Origin of the sequence: Streptomyces sp. TLI_55 (assembly GCF_900206255.1) — a bacterium.
GTDB lineage: Bacteria > Actinomycetota > Actinomycetes > Streptomycetales > Streptomycetaceae > Streptomyces > Streptomyces aquilus.
The window spans coordinates 7,592,017-7,611,536 of sequence record NZ_OAOJ01000001.1; the positions used below are offsets into that span (position 1 = coordinate 7,592,017).

The window sequence follows — 19,520 nt, forward strand, 5'->3', positions numbered from 1 at the left end:
GTCAGGGGTACGACACCACGGTGGACGGCACGGTCGACGTGCCCGACGTCGCCGCCCCCGTCTCGTTGACGACGTGCTCGTACTGGCCGTTGCCGCCGAGCGAGACGACCAGCAGGTCGTGGAAGCGCACTCCCGGCCGGTTCGGGGCGGCGAAGCCGTGGTGCTGCACGATCGTCGGGTCGACGTTGTAATAGCAGTAACTGCCGAGTCCCCAGCCCTCGTGCGTGGTGACGGCGTCGCCGACCCGGTAGGCCGCGTAGCCCTTGACCGCGCCGTTCTGGATCGCGGCCTGGTTCGGGGCGTCGTACGCCTTCTCGTTCTGGAAGAAGATCGTGCGGCCGCGTTCGCCGAACCACTGGACGTCGTACTTGTTGAAGTGTTCGACGAACAGGCCGGTGGCGAGGACGTCGGAGCCGTTGACGACCACCCCGTAGTCCGCGCGGTTGGTCTCCCAGCCGACGCCCTCGCCGTGGTCGGCGCGCCAGACCCAGGTGTGGTCGACGATGGTGTGCCGGTTGTTGATGACCATGGAGGTGGTGGCCTTGCCGGGGCCCGCGCCGCCGATGCGGATGAACACGTCCTGCACGGTGGTGGGGTTGGCGGAGTGGTCCCGCCGGGCGCCGCTCGGGCCGACCTCCAGCAGGGACGCGGAGTTGACCGGTCCGGCGTCGATCAGGAAGCCGGCCAGCCGGACGCCGTCGACGTCGGCGACCTTGAGCGCGGTGACGCCGTTGTCCGGCACGAGGGTCGCGTAACCCAGGCCCAGTACCACGGTGTTGGCGCGGTCCACCTGGATCGGCCGGTCGACGTGGTAGATCCCCGGCGTCAGCAGCAGGTGCAGACCCTGGGCGAGGGCCTGGTTCAGCGTCGCCGCCGAGACGCCCGGCTTGGCGACGTAGAACCGCGACAGCGGCAGCGAGGTGCCTCGCGGTGTGCCGTTGCCCCAGGTCACCCCGCGTGCGTTGGTGCGCAGGGACGGCAGGAAGACCCGGTACTCGCTGCCGCTGACGTACAGGAACGGCTTCTCGCGGGAGACCGGCGTGGTGTCGAGGGTGGTGTACGGCGGGTTCGGGAAGCTCTGTGCGGGGGCGCCCTCGACGCCCGAGAACACCATGTTCCAGACGCCGTTGAGCCAGCTGCCGATCGCGCTGTCCCTGGTGTACCACTGCTGCTGGGAGTACGGGCCGATCTGGCCGTCGATCCGGCTGTCGGCGAGGTAGCCGCCGCTGGCCCAACCGTAGCCGGTGGGCGCGAGGTTGAGGCCGCCGCGGACGTGCATCCGGCGGAACGGGGCGGCCTGCGCGACCGCCCAGCGGTTGGTGCCGTTCGCCGGGACCAGCGCCAGGTTCTCCGCCGAACGCCAGAAGTTCTGCGTGGCGTTGCCGCCGAACCACCCCGCGTCGACCGTCACGTCCCCGTTGATGGTCGTGTCGTCGGGGGAGAGGCCGAGGCCCGCGATCGAGGTGTAGAAGCCGAGTTGGGCGTTGAGGCCGTGGTAGGTGCCGGGCTTGAAGAGCAGCGCGTAGCGGCCGGTGCCGAACTGGGCCGACTCCTGCCGGGCGAACACCGCGTCCAGCTTCGCCTGGATGTCAGGGGTGCTCGGGTCGAAGACCAGGACGTTCGGGCCGAGGTCGCCGCCTCCGGGGAGGGCGTTCGGGCGGCCCCAGGACGGGGTCGCGGACAGGGCGAGGGCGGTGGGGACCGCGGCGCCGAGGACGGTTCTCCGGCTGAGCGGGGACGGGCTCATGGGCGGCTCCTTGTTCAGGAAGTGAACGATGAAAGGGTGGGGAGCGCTCTCTCGCCGAGGGATGCTTCAGTGTTCAAACGCGGACGTCAAGACGTGCCGCCAAGTTCAACAAGTGCTGTTCAACCCCTTGACGCGCCGAACGGCTGCCGTTTAACTCACGTCCTAAATTAAGCCGTGAGTGCATTCCCTGAAGGGACACCAGGAGCCATGCGCAGCATCCGAGCCGCGGCCGTAGGCGCCGTCACCATGTCTCTCGCCCTGGCCGCGTCGGCCTGCGGAGGCGGTTCGTCGACCGAGGGCGGGTCCAACGACTCACCGAAGACGCTCACCTACTGGGCCTCCAACCAGGGGGCGAGCGTCGAGGTCGACAAGAAGGTCCTCCAGCCGGAACTCGACAAGTTCAAGAAGCAGACCGGCATCGAGGTGAAGGTGGAGGTCGTGCCCTGGTCGGACCTGCTCAACCGGATCCTCACGGCGACGACCTCGGGCCAGGGCCCCGACGTCCTGAACATCGGCAACACCTGGAGCGCCTCCCTCCAGGCCACCGGCGCGCTGCTGCCGTGGGACGCGAAGAACTTCGAGGCGATCGGCGGCAAGGACCGCTTCGTCGACTCGGCGCTCGGCTCCACCGGCGCCGAGGGCAAGGACCCGGCGGCGGTGCCGTTGTACTCGATGGCGTACGCCCTCTACTACAACAAGAAGATGTTCGCCGACGCGGGCATAGCCCAACCGCCCGCCACCTGGGCCGAGTTCGTCGAGGACGGCAAGAAGCTGTCCAAGGGCGGCAAGTGGGCGCTCGGCGTGGAGGGAGCGAACCCGTCCGAGAACATCCACCACGCGGTCGTCTTCGCGAAGCAGCACGGCGGCGACTTCTTCACCGCCGACGGCAAGCCCGACTTCACGAACGACGGGGCGGTCGCCGGCGTCAAGGAGTTCGTCGACCTGATGGCCAAGGACAAGGTCATCGCGCCGGGCAACGCCGAGTACGCGCAGAACCAGTCGGTCAGCGACTTCGCCAAGGGCAAGACCGCGATGCTGCTGTGGCAGTCGGCGTCCGCGAACCTCAAGTCCCAGGGCATGAGCGAGGACTCCTTCGGCATCGCCCCGGTGCCCGTGCAGTCCGGCACCCCCGGCACCGGCACCGGCGTCAACTCGATGGTGATGGGCATCAACCTGGCCGTCTTCAAGAACTCCGACAACCTCGACGGTGCCAAGAAGTTCGTGAAGTTCATGACGAGTGACGCCGAGCAGAAGATCCTCAACACCGCCTACAGCTCCATCCCGCCGGTGAAGGGCGCCCAGGCGGACCCGGCCTTCAACACCCCCGCCAACGGTGTCCTGAAGAACACCCTCGCCACCAGCGCGGTCGCGGCCCCGCAGGTCGCCGACGAATCGCAGTTCGAGACGGCGGTCGGCACGGCCATCAAGGGCCTGTTCGCCGACGCGGCCGCCGGGCGCGCGGTGACCACCGAGTCGGTGAAGGCGGCCCTGGAGAAGGCCCAGGCGCAGATGCCGGCGGCGTGACCCTGATGACCAGCACAGTCGAACTCCCGGTGCACAAGGGGGAGTCGGGCGACAAGGCGGCGCGCGGACCGCGCCGCCGCGTCCCCGGCCGCATCCGCCGCATCGGACTGCCCTATCTGCTCCTCCTGCCCGCCCTGATCCTCGAACTCCTCGTCCATCTCGTGCCGATGGTCATCGGCATCGTGATGAGCTTCAAGGAACTGACCCAGTTCTACATCCGCGACTGGGGCGCCGCGCCCTGGGCCGGCCTCGACAACTTCCGTATGGCGGTGGACTTCGACGCCCCCGTCGGCGAGGCCCTGCTGCACTCCTTCCTCGTCACGGTCGGCTTCACGCTCGCCTCGGTCGGCCTGTGCTGGCTGATCGGCACGGCCGCCGCGATCTGCATGCAGGACACCTTCCGCGGCCGGGGCCTGCTGCGCGCCCTGTTCCTGGTGCCGTACGCCCTGCCGGTCTACGCGGCCGTCATCACCTGGGTGTTCATGTTCCAGCACGACAACGGCCTGGTGAACCACGTGCTGCACGACCAGCTCGGCCTCACCGACAAGCCGTCCTTCTGGCTCATCGGCGACAACAGCTTCATCGCCCTGCTCGTCGTGTCCGTGTGGAAGGGCTGGCCGTTCGCCTTCCTCATCGTCATGGCCGGACTCCAGAACATCCCACGGGAGTTGTACGAGGCCGCCGCCCTCGACGGCGCCGGGATGTGGCAGCAGATCCGCCGCATCACCCTGCCGTCGCTGGGCGCCGTCAACCAGGTGCTGATCCTGGTGCTGTTCCTGTGGACGTTCAACGACTTCAACACGCCGTACGTGCTGTTCGGCAAGTCGGCGCCGGAGGCCGCGGACCTCATCTCCGTCCACATCTACCAAGCCTCCTTCGTCACCTGGAACTTCGGCACCGGCTCGGCCATGTCCGTGCTCCTGCTGCTGTTCCTGCTCCTCGTGACGGGCGTGTACCTCGCCGTCACCTCGCGCGGACGGAGGGCGTCGCGTGCCTAGTTCCCCCATGGCGCCGCCGCGGTCCTTCCTGTGGACCCGGCGGGTGTTCCTCACCCTGCTGGCGGGCTTCGTGCTGCTGCCGGTGTACGTCATGATCTCCAGCTCGCTGAAGCCGCTCGCGGACGTCACCGGCAAGTTCCGCTGGCTACCGAGTGAGGTGACCTTCCAGCCGTACATCGACATCTGGTCGACGGTCCCGCTCGCCCGGTACTTCGTGAACTCCCTGATCGTGGCGAGCGCGGCCGCCGTCTGCTCGGTGGTGATCGCCGTGTTCTCGGCGTACGCGGTCAGCCGCTACGACTTCCGCGGCAAGCGAGTCTTCACGGTCACCGTCCTGTCGACGCAGATGTTCCCCGGCATCCTCTTCCTGCTCCCGCTCTTCCTGATCTACGTCAACATCGGCAACGCCACCGGCATCGCCCTGTTCGGCTCGCGCGGCGGGCTGATCCTGACGTATCTCACCTTCTCCCTGCCGTTCTCGATCTGGATGCTCATCGGGTACTTCGACTCGGTGCCGCGCGATCTGGACGAGGCGGCCCTCGTGGACGGCTGCGGGCCGCTCGGCGCGCTCTTCCGGGTCGTCGTACCGGCCGCGATCCCCGGCATCGTCGCGGTCACCGTCTACGCGTTCATGACGGCCTGGGGCGAGGTGCTGTTCGCGTCGGTGATGACCAACGACACCACCAGAACCCTCGCCGTCGGCCTCCAGGGCTACTCCACGCTCTACGACGTGTACTGGAACCAGATCATGGCCGCCTCACTGGTCGTGAGCGTCCCGGTGGTGGCCGGCTTCCTGCTCCTCCAGCGCTATCTCGTCGCCGGGCTGACGGCGGGCGCCGTCAAGTGACCACTCCTGAAAGGAATTTCGTGACCATCGATCTCGCCGCACTCCCGGACGACTTCCTGTGGGGCACGGCCACAGCCGCCTACCAGATCGAGGGAGCCGTGACGGAGGACGGCCGTTCGCCGTCGATCTGGGACACCTTCTCGCACACCCCCGGCAAGGTGGCGAACGGCGACACCGGCGACATCGCCTGCGACCACTACCACCGCTGGCGCGAGGACATCGGTCTGATGCGCCAACTGGGCGCCAACGCCTACCGGTTGTCCGTCGCCTGGCCGCGGGTCGTGCCCGGCGGCGACGGTCCCGTCAACGCCAAGGGCCTCGCGTTCTACGACGAGTTGATCGACGGTCTGCTCGCGGCCGGCATCACGCCCTCCGTCACCCTCTACCACTGGGACCTGCCTCAGACCCTCCAGGACCGCGGCGGCTGGCCCGAGCGCGAGACCGCCGAGCACTTCGCCGCGTACGCCTCGGTCGTGTCCGAGCGACTGGGCGACCGGGTGCACCACTGGACCACCCTCAACGAGCCCCTGTGCTCGGCGTGGATCGGCCACCTGGAAGGGACGATGGCCCCCGGCTGGACCGACCTCACGGCGGCGGTCCGGGCCTCGTACCACCTGCTCCTCGGCCACGGCCTCGCCGCCCAGGCCATCCGAGCCGCCGCCCCGGGCGCCCGGATCGGCATCGTCAACAACCTCTCCACCATCCACGCCGCCACCGACCGCCCGGCGGACCTGCGAGCCGCCCGCCGCATGGACGGCCACACCAACCGCTGGTGGCTGGACCCGGTCCACGGCCGCGGCTTCCCGGCCGACATGCGGGAGGTGTACGGCGTCGAACTCCCCGAGAAACCAGGTGACTTGGAGACCATCGCCGCCCCGCTCGACTGGCTCGGCCTGAACTACTACTTCCCGCAGACCATCGCCGACGACCCCGACGGGCCCGCCCCGTACGTCCGTTCGGTCCGCCGTGACGGCGTCCCCCGCACCGGCATGGACTGGGAGATCGACGCGAGCGGCATCGAGACCCTGCTGCTCCGCCTCACCGACGAGTACGGCGCCCGCAAGCTGTACGTCACCGAGAACGGCTCGGCCTACCCGGACGTCGTACGCCCCGACGGCACCGTCCACGACCCCGAGCGGCAGGACTATCTGACCCGGCACCTCGCCGCCTGCGCCTCCGCCGCCCGCAAGGGCGCTCCGCTGGCCGGCTATTTCGCCTGGTCGCTGCTCGACAACTTCGAGTGGGCCTACGGCTACGACAAGCGGTTCGGGCTGGTCCACGTCGACTACCGGACCCAGACCCGCACGATCAAGGGCACAGGCCACCGGTACGCGGAGATCATCCGGGCCCACCGGGGACGGGAGCGGCACGCGGCATAAGCGGCGGACGGGGTCGGAAGTCCCTGCTCATCGGGTCCTAGGGCGATGCGTGAGCGCGCCCTAGGACTCTGATGTCCCCCTGGCCGCGGGAGGAGGCTGAAGAAGCAAGGACAACCTCCTCACCACCAGGAACCGCCATGCCTGCCGTACAAGAAGCGACGACCACGGTCGCCGGGCGGTCGTACGACCTCGCCCAGTACCGGCCCGGCCGGGAGATCACCGACTGGGAGCCCGAGAACGAGCTCTTCTGGAACTCCGTGGGGAAGCGGGTCGCCCGGCGGAACCTCTGGATCGCCGTCCCGGCCCTGCTCGTGGCCTTCGTCGTCTGGCAGGTCTGGAGCGTCACCGCCACCAACCTCGCCGACGTCGGCTTCTCCTTCACCACCTCGCAGCTGTTCTGGCTGACCGCGATCCCCGGCCTGACCGGCGGCACGGCCCGGATGATCTACACCTTCCTGGGCCCGAGGATCGGCCAGCGCACCTTCACCGCGCTGTCCACGGTCGTCCTGATCGTCCCGCTGATCTGGCTGGGCTACGCGATCCAGGACACCTCCACGTCCTTCACCACCATGGCCACGATCGCCGCCCTGTGCGGCATCGGCGGCGCCAACTTCTCCTCCTCCCTGGCCAACATCGGCTTCTTCTTCCCCCAGCGCGAGAAGGGCAACGCCACCGGCATCAACGGCGGCCTCGGCAACCTGGGTGTCTCCGTCGTCCAGTTGCTGACCCCGATCGTCATCACCAGCTCGGTCATCGCGATCGGCTCCGGCCAGGCCAACGCCAGGACCGGCGAGACGGTGTACCTCCAGAACGCGGCCTTCGTCTGGGTCCCGGTCCTGATCGTCCTCGCCGCCATCGCGTGGTTCGGCCAGAACAACCTCAAGACGGCGTCGACGTCCTTCGCCCGGCAGAAGGTGATCTTCCGCCGCAAGCACACCTGGGTGATGACCTGGCTCTACGTCGGCACCTTCGGCTCCTTCATCGGCTTCGCCGCCGCCCTGCCGATGCTGATCAAGACGACCTTCCCGGCCTACTCCGTCGCCACCTACGCCTGGATGGGCCCGGCCCTCGGCGCCCTCGCCCGCTGGGCCGGCGGCTGGATCGCAGACAAGCTGGGCGGCGCCCGCGTCACGATCCTGTCCTTCGTCGGCATGGCCGCCTCGATCATCGGCGTGATCACCTTCCTGCCGAGCGGCGCCGACAGCGGCAACTTCGCGGGCTTCTTCGCCTGCTTCCTCGCCGCGTTCTTCTTCTCCGGCATCGGCAACGGCTCGACGTTCCGCCAGATCCCGGTCATCTTCCGCAACCAGCACCTCAAGGGCCTGACCGAGGGCACCCCGCAGTGCACCAAGGCCCTGCGGCAGAGCGAGATGGAAGCGGGCGCGGTCACCGGTTTCACCGCCGCCGTCGCCGCCTACGGCTTCTTCTTCATCCCGGCCCTGTTCGCCAACTTCGCGGTGACCAGCGCGATGTGGGGCTTCGTGGCCTTCTACGTCACCTGCATCGGCGTGACGTGGTGGTACTACGCGCGTGAGGGCGCGGAGTCGCCCAGCTGAGGGGCGTAGATCCCGGGAGGGCCGAGCTGAGCGTCGTACACCCTCGACGAGGCCGGGCGGATCCACCGCCCGGCCTTATTGCGTTGCCCCGCGTGAGGCCCGCTGAAATGCTCACGCCATGCCCACCTTCAACGCCCCCGACGGCACCCTCCTCGCCTACCACGCCACCGGCGACGGCCCGCCCCTGATCTGCCTCCCCGGCGGCCCCATGCAGGCCTCCGCCTACCTCGGCGACCTGGGCGGCCTCACCACCCACCGCACCCTGATCCGCCTGGACCTGAGGGGGACGGGCGACTCGGCGACGCCGACGGACCCGGCGTCGTACCGCTGCGACCGACTGGTGGACGACGTCGAGGCGCTGCGGACGGAACTGGGCCTGGAGCGGGTGGACCTGCTGGCACACAGCGCCGGCGCGAACCTCGCCGCCCTCTACACGGCCCACCACCCCGTCCGGGTCGCGCGCCTCGCCCTCATCACCCCGAGCGTGTACGCGGTCGGCGTCGACATCACCGCCGAGGACCGGCTGGGGGCCGCGCGGCTGCGCCGGGACGAGGAGTGGTTCGGGACGGCGTACGCGGCGCTGGAGGCGGTCACCGAAGGGCGCGCGGCGGGTGACGACTGGGAGGCCATCGCCCCGTTCTGGTTCGCACGCTGGGACGAGCGGGCACGAGCCGTGCGAGCGGCCGAGGCGGAGCAGCGCAACGACGAGGCGGCGCGGGTGTACGGCTCGGCGGGAGCCTTCGACCCGGAGGCCACGCGGGTGGCGCTGGCGGAGTTCGGGGGGCGGGTGCTGGTGCTGGCGGGTGAGGTGGACGTGGCGGCACCGCCGCGCGCGATGGGGGAGTACGCGGGGCTGTTCGGGAAGGCCGAGTCGGTGGTGCAGGCGGGGGCGGCGCACTTTCCGTGGCTGGACGAGGCGGGGAGCTTTGTGAAGGCGGTGGAGGGTTTTCTGCGGGGGTGAGAGCGCCGCTGGAAGCGGAGGTTGAGCGGGGGAACGGGATGACCGACGCCTCCCCCCGCTCGTCCGAGCAGCCTGAGTGCCGTCAGCAGTCCCTGAACTCCGGTGACTGGTTCAGGATCTGGGCGCGGAGTGAGGTGAAGCGCGTGTACGTCTCGCTCGTCTCCGTGCCGGGGCGGAACGCCGCCACCCGGTGGCAGTTCTGGAAGGCCAGGGTCACTCCGAAGTGGCGCTCCAGGCTGCCGCGGATCGCGTCGCTGGCCAGGGCGCGCAGGAGCTGGCCGCGTTCCTTCTCGGACGGGGGAGGGGTCTGGTTGTCGGTGAAGTCGGCGGTGCCGGACTTGAGTTCGCCGGCGAGGGACGCGATGAGGTCGTAGGCGTAGGGGAGGGACGTGCGGACGGTGTCCACGAAGTCCTCCTCGCGGACGGCGCCCTGTTCGGCTTCGGCGAGGAGCTGCGGGGAGACGTCGAGAGACATGGGGGTGGTCCTGTCTGTGCTGTGAGGGGAGGGGGTGGGTCAGGCGTGGGGGATGCGGCCCGGCGTGTACTCCGGGTCCACCTGGGTCGCCAGGTCCTCGCCCGCCCACGCGCGGGCGTTGCGGAGGTGGAACTCGACCGCGTGGCGGTGGAGTCGGGGCCAGTCGCGCGGGTGGGCGTCGAGCGTTTCGCGGAGGGTGTTCAGGGCGTGGCGGTTCTGAGGCTCCAACTCGCCCTGGGCGCGGCCCTGTTCGGCGGCCCGGAGGTAAGGGGACTGGGTGAGGTGGGTCAGGAGGTCGTCGCCCACCTCCTCCTTGAGGAAGAGCAGGTCGTCCTCGCCGGTCACCTTGTTGCCGACGACGGCGATGCGGATCCCGAACTCCCGGGCGTGGTCCCGGTACTGGCGGTAGACCGAGACGCCCTTCCGGGTGGGTTCGGCCACCAGGAAGATCAGGTCGAAGCGGGTGAACAGGCCCGACGCGAACGCGTCCGCGCCCGCCGTCATGTCGACGACCACATACTCGCCGGGTCCGTCGACCAGGTGGTTGAGATAGAGCTCCACCGCGCCGAGCTTGGAGTGGTAGCACGCCACCCCGAGGTCGCTCTCGTCGAACTCGCCCGTCACCAGCAGCGGTACGTCACCCACGTGCCGGACATGGCGGGCGTGGAGTTCGTCGTCGCCGAGCAGCGAGAGCAGACGTGAGCCGCGGCCCGGCGGCGTCGTCTTGATCATCGCCTCGGCCGAGGCGATGCGCGGGTTGGTGCCCCGCAGGTAGTTCTTGATCGCGGTGAGGTGGGCGCCCAGGGGAGGGGCGTCCAGGTGCGGGCCGTCGTGGCCCAGGGCCTCGGCCAGGTGCTGGTTGATGTCCCCGTCCACGGCCAGGACCGGTGCCCCGGCCCGGGCCAGGTGGCGGGAGAAGAGGGCCGACAGGGTCGTCTTGCCGCTGCCGCCCTTGCCGACGAAGGCGATGCGCATCAGCACCACCTCGGCAGTACAGCTAAGACGTTTTTGAAAATGGATGTCATGTTGGTAGGTTTTAGAGGTGTCCCCGATCACTGTCAAATCGCCCGATGATCAAGCGCCTGCCCTTAATGCATATGATGTGCAAGTGCGTGACTACAGCATCAGGGCCGCGGGCCCGGACGACCTGTACGGTGCCCGAGCCGTGATGCTCGACACCGTCTACCGCGACTTCGGCACCGGGTACGTGCCCCGCTGGCACGGCGACATCGTCGACCCGGCCGCCGCCTATCTGACCCCGCCCCGCCACACGCTCCTCGTCGCCGTCGACCCGGACGGCGGCGAGATCGTCGCCACCGGCGCCCTCGACGCGCGCGGCCCCGCCCACCCGCCGAACCCCCGCCACATCGCCGAGCGCTACCCCTCCGGGGAGACCGCCCAGGTGCGTCGGCTCTACGTCCGCCCCGAGCACCGCCGACGCGGCCTCGCCCGCCGACTGGTCGCCGAGCTGCTGGCGTTCGCCGCGGCGGACGGCGCCTACCGCGCCGTATATCTGCACACCGATCCGTCCGTCCCCGGCGCCGAGGCCTTCTGGCGCTCGCTCGGCAAGCTCGTGCACGACGAGCGCGACGACCCGGACGGCGGCAACGGCGTCCTGCACTTCGAACTTCCGATGGGACGGTGACCGGCCGATGCGCCGCCTCCGACTGCTCTCCGCACTCCTGCTCGCCCCCGCCCTGACCGGCTGCTTCGCCTCCGAGGGCGCCGAAGCGACGTCGGACGACACGGGCGACGGCTCCCGGCTGCGGGCCGCCCTCGCCTTCCCGCCCGCCGAGAACCTCTCGCCGTACGGCGCCGACGCCACGATCCTCAGCCGCCTCGGCGTCACCGAGGGCCTGACCTCCCTCGACGCCAACGGCTCCGCAGCCCCCGCGCTCGCCTCCTCCTGGCGGCGCGAGAACGACCGCACCTGGCTGTTCACCCTGCGCGAGGCCGACTTCCAGGACGGCACCGAGGTCACCCCGGCCGCCGTCGCCGCCTCCCTCACCCACGCCACCGAGGCCAAGCCGGCCCCGGCCGCCCTCACCGGCGTGACCCTCACCGTGAAGCCCGAGGGCAGCACGGGAGTACGGGTCACCACGAAGGACCCCGACCCCGTCCTGCCGCTGCGCCTGTCCAGCCCGAGCCTCGCCGTCCTCTCCGCCAAGGCCTACGCCGGCAAGGGCGCCGTCGACCCGGTCGGCCACGCCACCGGACCCTTCGAGCTCACCAAGGTCATGGGCGCCACCGCCGCCACCCTCGACCGCTTCGCCGACTACTGGGGCGGCCGGGCCCAAGCCTCCGGTGTCGACGTCAAGTTCGTCGCCGACGGCACCGCCCGCGCCAACGCCCTGCGCACCGGCCAGGTCGACCTCGCCGAGTCGATACCCGTCGCCCAGGCCGCCGCCCTCGACGCGGGCACGCGCAAGGCGACGGCGACGACCCGCACCACCAGCCTGCTGCTCAACACGGAGTCCGGGGCGTTCAAGAACGCCGGTCTGCGGGCCGCCGCCCGCCAGGCCGTGGACACCTCCGTGTTCGCCAAGGACGTCTACGAGGGGTACGCGGACGCCGGCACCGGCATCTACGGGCCCGCCCTCACCTGGGCCGAGGGCAAGCGCACCGCACCGACCGGACGGACCCGGGCCACCGCCGCCGACGGCACCACGATCACCCTCGCCACCTACGACAACCGGCCCGAACTCCCCGAGGTCGCCCAGGTGTTGAAGCAGCAGCTGGAGAAGGCGGGATTCCGCGTCGACCTGGAGGTGCGCGAGTACTCGCGGCTCGAGACCGACGCGCTGGACGGGAAGTTCGACGCCTTCGTCCTCGCCCGCAACACCCTCGTCGACACCGGCGACCCCGTCTCGGTCCTCGCCAGCGACTACACCTGCGACGGCGGCTACAACATCGCCCAACTCTGCGACAAGGACGTGGACAAGGCCGTCGCGAAGGCCGAGCGGGTCACCGACACCGACGAACGGCAGAACGCGGCCATGACCGCCGAGGCCGAGATCCTCGGCACCGACGCCGTCGTCCCCCTGGTCCACCAGCGGATCATCACCGGCGTCGGCACCGGCGTCCGCGGCGCGCTCCTCGACCCGTACGAGCGCACCCTCGTCGGCACCGGCACCCGGCGCTGACCCGTGCGCAACCGAGCGGCCACGCTGCTGTGGCGGGCCGGGATCGCGGCCGCCCTCGTGTGCGCGATCGGCCTGCTGCCGTGGCTGACCCGCACCGACCCCGCGCTCACCGTGCTCAAGGCACGTTCGGCCGAACGCGATCCCGACCCCGCGGTGCTGGCCGACATCCGATTCCAACTCGGACTGGACGAAGGCCCGTTCCACCTTCTCGGAGCGTGGCTGAGCGGAGTGTGGCGCGGCGACGCGGGGCGGTCGTGGATCTCCGGCGACGAGGTCACGCCCGCCGTGCTCCAAGCTCTGGGCACCTCGCTGCTGTTGATGGCGGTCGGCCTCGCGGTCGCCGCCGTCACCGCCGCGCTGATCTGCGCGCGCACCCTGTGGCTGGGCGCCCACTGGCGGCTCGGCGGACGGCGGGCGGGGGGCGGCGGTTCCGCGGTCCTCGCCGCGCTGCCCGAGTTCCTCACCGCGTCCGTGCTCGCCACCGTCGTCGGCGTCCAACTCGGCTGGCTGCCCGCCCTCGGCTGGTACGGGCCGCGCTGGACGATCCTGCCCGCCCTCGCCCTCGGCCTGCCCGCCGGGGCGGTGCTCGGCCGGCTCCTCGACGACCTGCTGCCCGGCGCCTTCGCCGAACCCTGGGCGCGTGCCGCCGCCGCACGCGGACTGCCCGGCCGCAGCATCGCCCGCCAGGCGATCCGCCGCGCTCTGCCCGCACTGCTCCCCAACACCGGCCTGTTCGCGGTCGGCCTGACCGGCGGCGCGGTCGCCGTGGAACAGATCTTCGACATCCCCGGCCTCGGCCGCACCACCCTCCAGGCCGCCCTCGGCCAGGACCTCCCCGTCCTCCAGGCCGGCACCCTCGCCCTCGTCCTGCTGGCAGCCGCCGCCGCGGGCCTCGCCGCCCTCGCCGGCCGCCTCCTCGTCGGCCCTGCCCTGCGCGACGGCGCGCTGCCGTCCCTGCACGGCCCGAAACCCGCGGCCCGCACGCTCCAGCCCTTCGCGTACGGCGGCCTCCTCGCGCTGGTCATCGCCCTCGGGCTGCCCCGCGACCCGCTCGCCCTCGACACCGGTGAACGCCTCCGACCTCCATCCCTCCAGCACCCGTTCGGCACCGACGGACTCGGCCGGGACGTCCTCGCCCGCGTCGGCCACGGCGCCCTCGACACCCTGCTGCTCGCCCTCGCGATCAGCGCCGCCGCCCTGCTGACCGGCGTCCTGCTGGGCCTGCTGCCCCGCCTGTCGGGCCCGCTCGTGGACACGATCGTCGCCCTGCCGCCGGTCCTGGTCGCCCTTCTCGTCACCGCGGTCGTCGGCGGCGGACCGGCCACCCCCGCGCTCGCCGTCGGCGCCGTGGCCTGGGCGCCCCTCGCCGCCCACACCTCAGCGCTGCTGCGTCAGGAACGGGCGGCCCTCCACATCACCGCCACCCGTGGCCTGGGCGCGGACTCCTGGTACCTGCTCCGCCACGAACTCCTGCCCGCGGTGCTGCCACCCGTCACCCGCCACGCCCTGCTACGGCTCCCGGGCATCGCCCTCGCGCTCGCCTCGCTCACCTTCCTCGGCCTGGGCGCCCAGCCGCCGACCCCGGAGTGGGGCCTGCTGCTCGCCGAGAACCAGCCCTACGCCGAGCGCGCCCCCTGGGCCGTCCTCGCCCCGGCCACGGCCCTCGCCCTGCTGGGCGCGCTGGCGGTGACGGCGGCGGGCGGCGTGCGGGTGCCTCGGCGGAAGCGGCGGGTGCCGGTGCAGTCACCCCGACAGCAGCCTCGTACAAGGGAGTTGGTAGGGACCCGATGACCTCCCTCTCCGTCGGTCTGCGCGAGGCCGCCCCGCTCACGCCACTGCTGCGCCTGCTGATCCTCACCCAACTCGCCTTCAACGTCGGCTTCTTCGCCGTACTGCCCTTCCTGTCCGAACACCTCGGACAGGCGGTGGGCATGGCAGGCTGGCTCGTCGGGTTCGTGCTGGGGCTGCGGACCTTCAGCCAGCAGGGGCTGTTCGTGGTGGGCGGGGCGCTGGCCGACCGGTACGGCATCCGGCCCGTCGTCCTCGCGGGCTGTGCGCTGCGGATCGCCGGGTTCGCCTGGCTCGGGTACGCGACGCGGACCTGGGCGGTCATCGGCGCCGTCCTGCTGATCGGCTTCGCCGCCGCCCTGTTCTCACCCGCGGTCGAGTCCGAGGTCGCCCGGCAGGCCGTGGCGCACGAGCAGGCCACCGGTGCCTCACGCACCCGCGTCCTCGCCCTGTTCACAGTGGCGGGTCAAGCGGGCGCGTTCACAGGGCCGTTGCTCGGCGCGCTGCTGCTCTCGGTGGACTTCCGGGCCGTGTGCCTGGCCGGCGCCGGCATCTTCGTCCTGGTGCTCGCCGGACACGCCCGGCTGCTGCCCCAGCACATCCCCGGCCGCGAGCGCGTCCGGCTCAAGGGCGGCGTAGGGCTGTTGCTCCGCAACCGGCGCTTCCTCGCGCTGTGCTGCGCGTACGGCGCCTATCTCCTCGCCTACAACCAGCTCTACCTCGCCCTCCCCGCGGAGGTGGAGCGGACCACCGGCTCCCAGGCGCCGCTGGCCTGGCTGTTCGCGCTGTCGTCGCTGCTGGTGGTGACCGCCCAACTGCCCGTCACCCGCTGGGTGGGCGAACGGCTGGTGGCGCGCCGCTCGATGGCCGCCGGACTGCTCCTGATCGCCGCCGGGTTCGCCCTGGTGGCCCTGGCCCGCCCCGTCGGCTGGACGGGTACGGCGGGTCTGCTTCCCGCGGCCGGCTTCGTCGTCCTGCTCACCCTCGGCCAGATGCTCGTCGCCCCGGTCGCCCGCGCCTGGCTGCCCGACCTCGCCGAGGACGGCCGCCTCGGCCTCTACACCGGGGCGCTGTCCTCCGTGTCCGGCCTCATCGTCCTGATCGGCAGCTCGGCGACGGGCACCCTCCTCGACACCGGGCTGCCCGCGGCCGTTCCGTGGCTCGTCCTGGCCGCCGTACCCGCCGCGGCGATCGCGCTGCTGCCGCGCGGGACGTAGGTCATCCGGCGACCAGCTCGCGCGCGTCCTCCATCAGGAGCGTCTCCATCCGCGAGGTCCGCAGCAGCCACAGCACATCCCGGCCGAACGACCACACCAGCGTCCCCAGCGCCGTCGCCACGACCGCGAACTCCAGGGCGTACGACAGCAGACCGGAGGCGGCGAGCAGCAGGAACACACCCTGGAGCGCGGCGACCGTCTTGCGGGCGGTGCTCGGCGGGAGCGGGGCGTTGAGCCAGGTCCAGACACGGGCGGCGGCCACGAACGCGTAGCGCATGCCGCCGATCAACAGCACCCACGGGCCCAGGGACATCGAGACGTAGACACTCAGCACCAGGATCAGGAACGCGTCGACCTCCATGTCGAAGCGCGCGCCGAGCGGGGTGGAGGTGCCGGTGCGGCGGGCCACCTTGCCGTCCACGCCGTCGAGGATCAGGGCCACCGCGGTGAGGCCGACGAACACCGTGACCGGCGGGGAGCTCTGGAAGGAGTCGGCGACCAGGGCGGTCACCCCGCCGACCAGGATGGCGCGGCCGAGGGTCACCCGGTTGGCGGGGCCGAACGAGCGGGGCTGGGTGCGGTGCAGGGCCCGGGAGAGCACCGCCCAGGTGGCCACGGCGAAGGCGAGGCCGGTCAGCCAGCCCGCCGGCCCCATGCCGATCGCGGTGCCGAGCAGCGCCAGCAACAGGATCTGGACACCCGCTCCGACCGCGGTCTCCTGCTGGACCAGCCTTGCCTCGTAAGTGTTGTTCAGGGCCACCGAACATCCTCCGGCCGTGTGACAGAGTCGATCAACGCCGCGTACTGTGCGCGACCTGTGCACACCTCGGTACGTGAACCACTTCCCGATCGTTCAGGAGGATGCCGATGAACCGCACCGCAAGGGCGTTCTGGCTCAACAGTCCGGGTGAAGGCGGGATACGGGAGGTCACCCTTCCGGCCCCCGCCGCGGACGAGGTGCTGGTCCGCGCCCTGTGGTCCGGCGTCAGCCGCGGCACCGAGACGCTCGTCTTCCGCGGCGGCGTCCCCGCGAGCCAGCACGCTGCGATGCGGGCCCCCTTCCAGGAGGGCGAGTTCCCCGCCCCCGTGAAATACGGCTACCTCAGTGTCGGAGAGGTCGAGGAGGGACCGGCGGAGCTGGTGGGGCGCACGGTCTTCTGCCTCTACCCGCATCAGACGCGGTACGTCGTCCCGGCCGCCGCCGTCACCGTCGTACCGGACTCCGTACCGGCCGAACGCGCCATCCTCGCCGGCACCGTGGAGACCGCCGTCAACGCCCTGTGGGACGCGGCGCCCCTGGTCGGGGACCGGATCGCGGTGGTGGGCGGCGGGATGGTCGGCTGCTCGGTGGCCGCGCTGCTGGCCCGCTTCCCCGGGGTGCGGGTGCAGCTCGTCGACGCCGATCCCTCCCGCGCGAAGACCGCCGAGGCGCTCGGCGTCGACTTCGCGCTGCCGCGGGACGCGCTCGGCGAGTGCGACCTCGTCGTGCACGCCAGCGCCACCGAACAGGGGCTCACCCGGGCGCTGGAACTCCTCACCGCCGAGGGCACCGTCCTCGAACTGAGCTGGTACGGCGACCGGCAGGTGAGCCTCCCGCTCGGCGAGGCCTTCCACTCCCGCCGCCTCGTCATCCGCTCCAGCCAGGTCGGCACCGTCTCCCCGGCCCGCCGCGCCAGCCGGACCTACGCCGACCGGCTCGCCCTCGCCCTCGAACTGCTCGCCGACCCGTCACTCGATGCGCTCATCACGGGGGAAAGCGTGTTCGAGGAGTTGCCGGCTGTGATGCCGAAGCTCGCGGCGGGGGAGATTCCGGCCCTTTGTCACCGCATCAGGTACGGCAAGAGCGCCTGACCTGAGAAAAGAGTGAGACCGGGCTGAACACGGGGAAGCGAAGAGCCGTACTACACGGCATCCCTACGGCGATCGGGCCGAAGGGATCAGACGCGCCGCACCTGGAGGGTCGTCCGTTGTTCAGTGTCACCGTCCGCGATCACATCATGATCGCCCACAGCTTCCGCGGCGAGGTCTTCGGACCCGCGCAGCGCCTGCACGGAGCGACGTTCCTCGTGGACGCCACCTTCCGCCGGGAACAGCTGGACGACGACAACATCGTCGTCGACATCGGACTGGCCACCCAGGAGCTCGGCGCCGTCGTCGCCGAGCTGAACTACAGAAACCTCGACAACGAGCCCGACTTCGCCGGGATCAACACCTCGACGGAGTTCCTCGCCAAGGTCATCGCCGACCGGCTCGCCGAGCGCATCGAGAAGGGCGCGCTCGGCGAGGGGGCCCGGGGCATCGCCGCGATCGGCGTCACGCTCCACGAGTCGCATGTCGCGTGGGCGAGTTACGAGCGTGCGCTGTGACCGACACGACCCTGGAGAAGACCGCGGCACCGTCGCTCGACTACGTGCCCGTACAGCACTCCGCTCTCAAGAACGCCGACATCATCCCCATGTCCCTGAGCTCCGTGCACTTCGTCATGCCGGGCGGCGTCGACGACCCGGCGAACCCCAGCGGCGGCAACGCCTATGACCGGCGGGTCAGTCTGGACCTGCCCGGCTTCGGCTGGCAGGTCCACAAGCACGCCGTGGACGGGGAGTGGCCCCGCCCCGGTGCCGAGGCCCGCGCCGAACTCGCCCGCGTCCTGCGCGAGTTCCCGGACGGCACGGTCGTCCTGCTGGACGGACTGGTCGCCTGCGGGGTCCCCGAGATCGTCGTCCCCGAGGCGGAACGCCTGCGGCTCGCCGTCCTCGTCCACCTTCCGCTCGGCGACGAGACCGGCCTGGATCCGCTGCTGGCCGCCGAGTTGGACGCCAAGGAGCGGGCCGTCCTGCGCGCGGTCCCCGCGGTCGTCGCCACCAGCGACTGGGCGGTCCGCCGCCTCGTCTCCCACCACGGCCTGGCCCCCGACCGGGTTCATGTCGCCGCCCCCGGCGCCGACATCGCCCCGCTCGCCTCCGGAACCGACGGCGTCTCCCGCCTGTTGTGCGTCGCCGCGGTCACCCCCCGCAAGGGGCAGCACCGGCTGATCGAGGCGCTCGCGACGGTACGGGACCTGCCGTGGAGCTGCGTGTGCGTCGGCGGCCTCGGCCAGGACCCCGAGTACGTCGGCCGACTCCGGTCCCTGATCGCGAAGCACGGCCTGGAGCACCGGCTGGAGCTGGCCGGACCGCAGGCCGGCGCCCAGCTCGACGCCAGCTACGCCGCCGCCGACCTGATGGTCCTCACCTCCTACGCCGAGACCTACGGCATGGCGGTCACCGAGGCCCTCGCCCGCGGCATCCCGGTCCTCGCGACCGACGTCGGCGGCCTGCCCGAGGCGGTCGGACGCGCCCCCGACGGGGGAGTGCCCGGCATCCTCGTCCCGCCGGAGGACCCCGCCGCCCTCGCGGCCGAGCTGCGCGGCTGGTTCAACGAGGCGGACGTACGACGCCGGCTGAAGGCGGCTGCCCGGGGCCGCCGGGCCGCCCTCGACGGCTGGGCGACCACGGCCCGCAGCCTGGCCGGAGTACTGGGCCGACTGCCGAACGAACCCAGGAGGGCGGCATGAGGAAGACGGCTACCACGGAGCGCAGCGGCAGGATCCCGGCCCAGCCGGGTCCGCGAACGGAGACGGGCGGCAGCGGAGAGGCGTCCCTTCTGCCCGCGCCGAGCACGGAGGCGGCCCTCTTGCCCTCGGCGAGCGCGGAGGCGGCTCTCTTGCCCTCGGCGAGCACGGAGGCGGCCCGCCTCCTCTCGGCCGACGGGGAGGCTTCCCTCCTGCCCTCGGCGAGCGCGGAGGCGTCGCTCCTGCCCTCGACGAGCATGGAGGCGGCTCTCTTGCCCTCGCCAAGCATGGAGGCGGCTCTCTTGCCCTCGGCGAGCGGGGAGGCTTCTCTCCTA

Annotated in this window: 17 protein-coding genes; 13 read left to right on the top strand and 4 right to left on the bottom strand. The window is 71.4% G+C overall.

All coding sequences use genetic code 11. The features are described 5' to 3' along the window. Position 1 precedes the first annotated feature (1 nt). Complete coding sequence (locus CRP56_RS34750) at positions 2–1,747, bottom strand: coagulation factor 5/8 type domain-containing protein (RefSeq protein ID WP_179851193.1); 1,746 nt, start codon at positions 1,745–1,747, stop codon at positions 2–4. 207 nt (positions 1,748–1,954) lie between these two features. On the opposite strand from CRP56_RS34750, the gene CRP56_RS34755 reads away from it, so the two are divergent. The 6 genes from CRP56_RS34755 (at position 1,955) to CRP56_RS34780 (ending at position 9,012) form a co-directional block, all read left to right on the top strand. Next, positions 1,955–3,271, top strand: a complete 1,317-nt coding sequence (locus CRP56_RS34755; protein ID WP_097270821.1) for an ABC transporter substrate-binding protein — start codon at positions 1,955–1,957, stop codon at positions 3,269–3,271. Positions 3,272–3,276: 5 nt separating this feature from the next. Further along, positions 3,277–4,269, top strand: a complete 993-nt coding sequence (locus CRP56_RS34760) for a carbohydrate ABC transporter permease (RefSeq protein WP_097274745.1) — start codon at positions 3,277–3,279, stop codon at positions 4,267–4,269. Between the two features lie 7 nt (positions 4,270–4,276). Beyond that, complete coding sequence (locus CRP56_RS34765) at positions 4,277–5,116, top strand: carbohydrate ABC transporter permease (RefSeq protein WP_097270823.1); 840 nt, start codon at positions 4,277–4,279, stop codon at positions 5,114–5,116. A gap of 20 nt (positions 5,117–5,136) precedes the next feature. Then, entirely contained in the window at positions 5,137–6,495 is a 1,359-nt protein-coding gene (locus tag CRP56_RS34770; protein ID WP_097270825.1) for a GH1 family beta-glucosidase, read from the top strand. Positions 6,496–6,632: 137 nt separating this feature from the next. After that, positions 6,633–8,051 (top strand): MFS transporter, encoded by a 1,419-nt coding sequence (locus CRP56_RS34775; RefSeq protein WP_097270827.1) that lies wholly within the window; start codon positions 6,633–6,635, stop codon positions 8,049–8,051. 118 nt (positions 8,052–8,169) lie between these two features. Continuing rightward, positions 8,170–9,012, top strand: a complete 843-nt coding sequence (locus tag CRP56_RS34780) for an alpha/beta fold hydrolase (protein WP_097270829.1) — start codon at positions 8,170–8,172, stop codon at positions 9,010–9,012. 82 nt (positions 9,013–9,094) lie between these two features. Here CRP56_RS34780 and CRP56_RS34785 read toward each other — a convergent pair whose 3' ends face one another. Further along, complete coding sequence (locus CRP56_RS34785; RefSeq protein WP_097270831.1) at positions 9,095–9,487, bottom strand: SCO5389 family protein; 393 nt, start codon at positions 9,485–9,487, stop codon at positions 9,095–9,097. A 39-nt stretch (positions 9,488–9,526) separates the two neighbouring features. Beyond that, positions 9,527–10,462 (bottom strand): nucleotide-binding protein, encoded by a 936-nt coding sequence (locus CRP56_RS34790; protein ID WP_097270833.1) that lies wholly within the window; start codon positions 10,460–10,462, stop codon positions 9,527–9,529. 133 nt (positions 10,463–10,595) lie between these two features. Between CRP56_RS34790 and CRP56_RS34795 the strand changes: the two genes are divergently transcribed. Genes CRP56_RS34795 through CRP56_RS34810 form a run of 4 tightly spaced genes read left to right on the top strand, consistent with a single transcriptional unit; the run spans position 10,596 to position 15,635 of the window. After that, positions 10,596–11,132 carry a GNAT family N-acetyltransferase gene (locus CRP56_RS34795; RefSeq protein ID WP_097270835.1) on the top strand — a complete coding sequence of 179 codons (537 nt, stop codon included), beginning with the start codon at positions 10,596–10,598 and terminating at the stop codon, positions 11,130–11,132. Positions 11,133–11,139: 7 nt separating this feature from the next. Beyond that, complete coding sequence (locus tag CRP56_RS34800) at positions 11,140–12,630, top strand: ABC transporter substrate-binding protein (protein WP_097270837.1); 1,491 nt, start codon at positions 11,140–11,142, stop codon at positions 12,628–12,630. A gap of 3 nt (positions 12,631–12,633) precedes the next feature. Next, on the top strand, positions 12,634–14,421 hold the full coding sequence (locus CRP56_RS34805) for an ABC transporter permease subunit (RefSeq protein ID WP_097270839.1): 1,788 nt from the start codon (positions 12,634–12,636) through the stop codon (positions 14,419–14,421). Next, complete coding sequence (locus CRP56_RS34810; RefSeq protein ID WP_097270842.1) at positions 14,418–15,635, top strand: MDR family MFS transporter; 1,218 nt, start codon at positions 14,418–14,420, stop codon at positions 15,633–15,635. Before CRP56_RS34805 ends, CRP56_RS34810 begins: the two co-directional genes overlap by 4 nt. Before the next feature lies 1 nt (position 15,636). Here the strand turns inward: CRP56_RS34810 and CRP56_RS34815 are convergent, their stop codons facing one another. Beyond that, entirely contained in the window at positions 15,637–16,395 is a 759-nt protein-coding gene (locus CRP56_RS34815; protein WP_097270844.1) for a CDP-alcohol phosphatidyltransferase family protein, read from the bottom strand. Between the two features lie 107 nt (positions 16,396–16,502). On the opposite strand from CRP56_RS34815, the gene CRP56_RS34820 reads away from it, so the two are divergent. From CRP56_RS34820 to CRP56_RS34830, 3 genes are all read left to right on the top strand, one after another. After that, complete coding sequence (locus CRP56_RS34820; RefSeq protein WP_097270846.1) at positions 16,503–17,486, top strand: zinc-dependent alcohol dehydrogenase; 984 nt, start codon at positions 16,503–16,505, stop codon at positions 17,484–17,486. A gap of 116 nt (positions 17,487–17,602) precedes the next feature. Beyond that, entirely contained in the window at positions 17,603–18,001 is a 399-nt protein-coding gene (locus tag CRP56_RS34825) for a 6-pyruvoyl trahydropterin synthase family protein (protein WP_079309409.1), read from the top strand. Further along, positions 17,998–19,188, top strand: a complete 1,191-nt coding sequence (locus CRP56_RS34830) for a glycosyltransferase family 4 protein (RefSeq protein WP_097270848.1) — start codon at positions 17,998–18,000, stop codon at positions 19,186–19,188. Before CRP56_RS34825 ends, CRP56_RS34830 begins: the two co-directional genes overlap by 4 nt. Positions 19,189–19,520 lie beyond the last annotated feature (332 nt).

Bases quoted from the DNA above. Each gene is read 5' to 3' on its own strand.
- CRP56_RS34775 (WP_097270827.1), top strand. From the start codon at position 6,633: ATGCCTGCCGTACAAGAAGCGACGACCACGGTCGCCGGGCGGTCGTAC.
- CRP56_RS34780 (WP_097270829.1), top strand. From the start codon at position 8,170: ATGCCCACCTTCAACGCCCCCGACGGCACCCTCCTCGCCTACCACGCC.
- CRP56_RS34790 (WP_097270833.1), bottom strand. From the start codon at position 10,462: ATGCGCATCGCCTTCGTCGGCAAGGGCGGCAGCGGCAAGACGACCCTG.
- CRP56_RS34820 (WP_097270846.1), top strand. From the start codon at position 16,503: ATGAACCGCACCGCAAGGGCGTTCTGGCTCAACAGTCCGGGTGAAGGC.
- CRP56_RS34785 (WP_097270831.1), bottom strand. From the start codon at position 9,487: ATGTCTCTCGACGTCTCCCCGCAGCTCCTCGCCGAAGCCGAACAGGGC.
- CRP56_RS34800 (WP_097270837.1), top strand. From the start codon at position 11,140: ATGCGCCGCCTCCGACTGCTCTCCGCACTCCTGCTCGCCCCCGCCCTG.
- CRP56_RS34810 (WP_097270842.1), top strand. From the start codon at position 14,418: ATGACCTCCCTCTCCGTCGGTCTGCGCGAGGCCGCCCCGCTCACGCCA.
- CRP56_RS34750 (WP_179851193.1), bottom strand. From the start codon at position 1,747: ATGAGCCCGTCCCCGCTCAGCCGGAGAACCGTCCTCGGCGCCGCGGTC.
- CRP56_RS34760 (WP_097274745.1), top strand. From the start codon at position 3,277: ATGACCAGCACAGTCGAACTCCCGGTGCACAAGGGGGAGTCGGGCGAC.
- CRP56_RS34765 (WP_097270823.1), top strand. From the start codon at position 4,277: ATGGCGCCGCCGCGGTCCTTCCTGTGGACCCGGCGGGTGTTCCTCACC.
- CRP56_RS34755 (WP_097270821.1), top strand. From the start codon at position 1,955: ATGCGCAGCATCCGAGCCGCGGCCGTAGGCGCCGTCACCATGTCTCTC.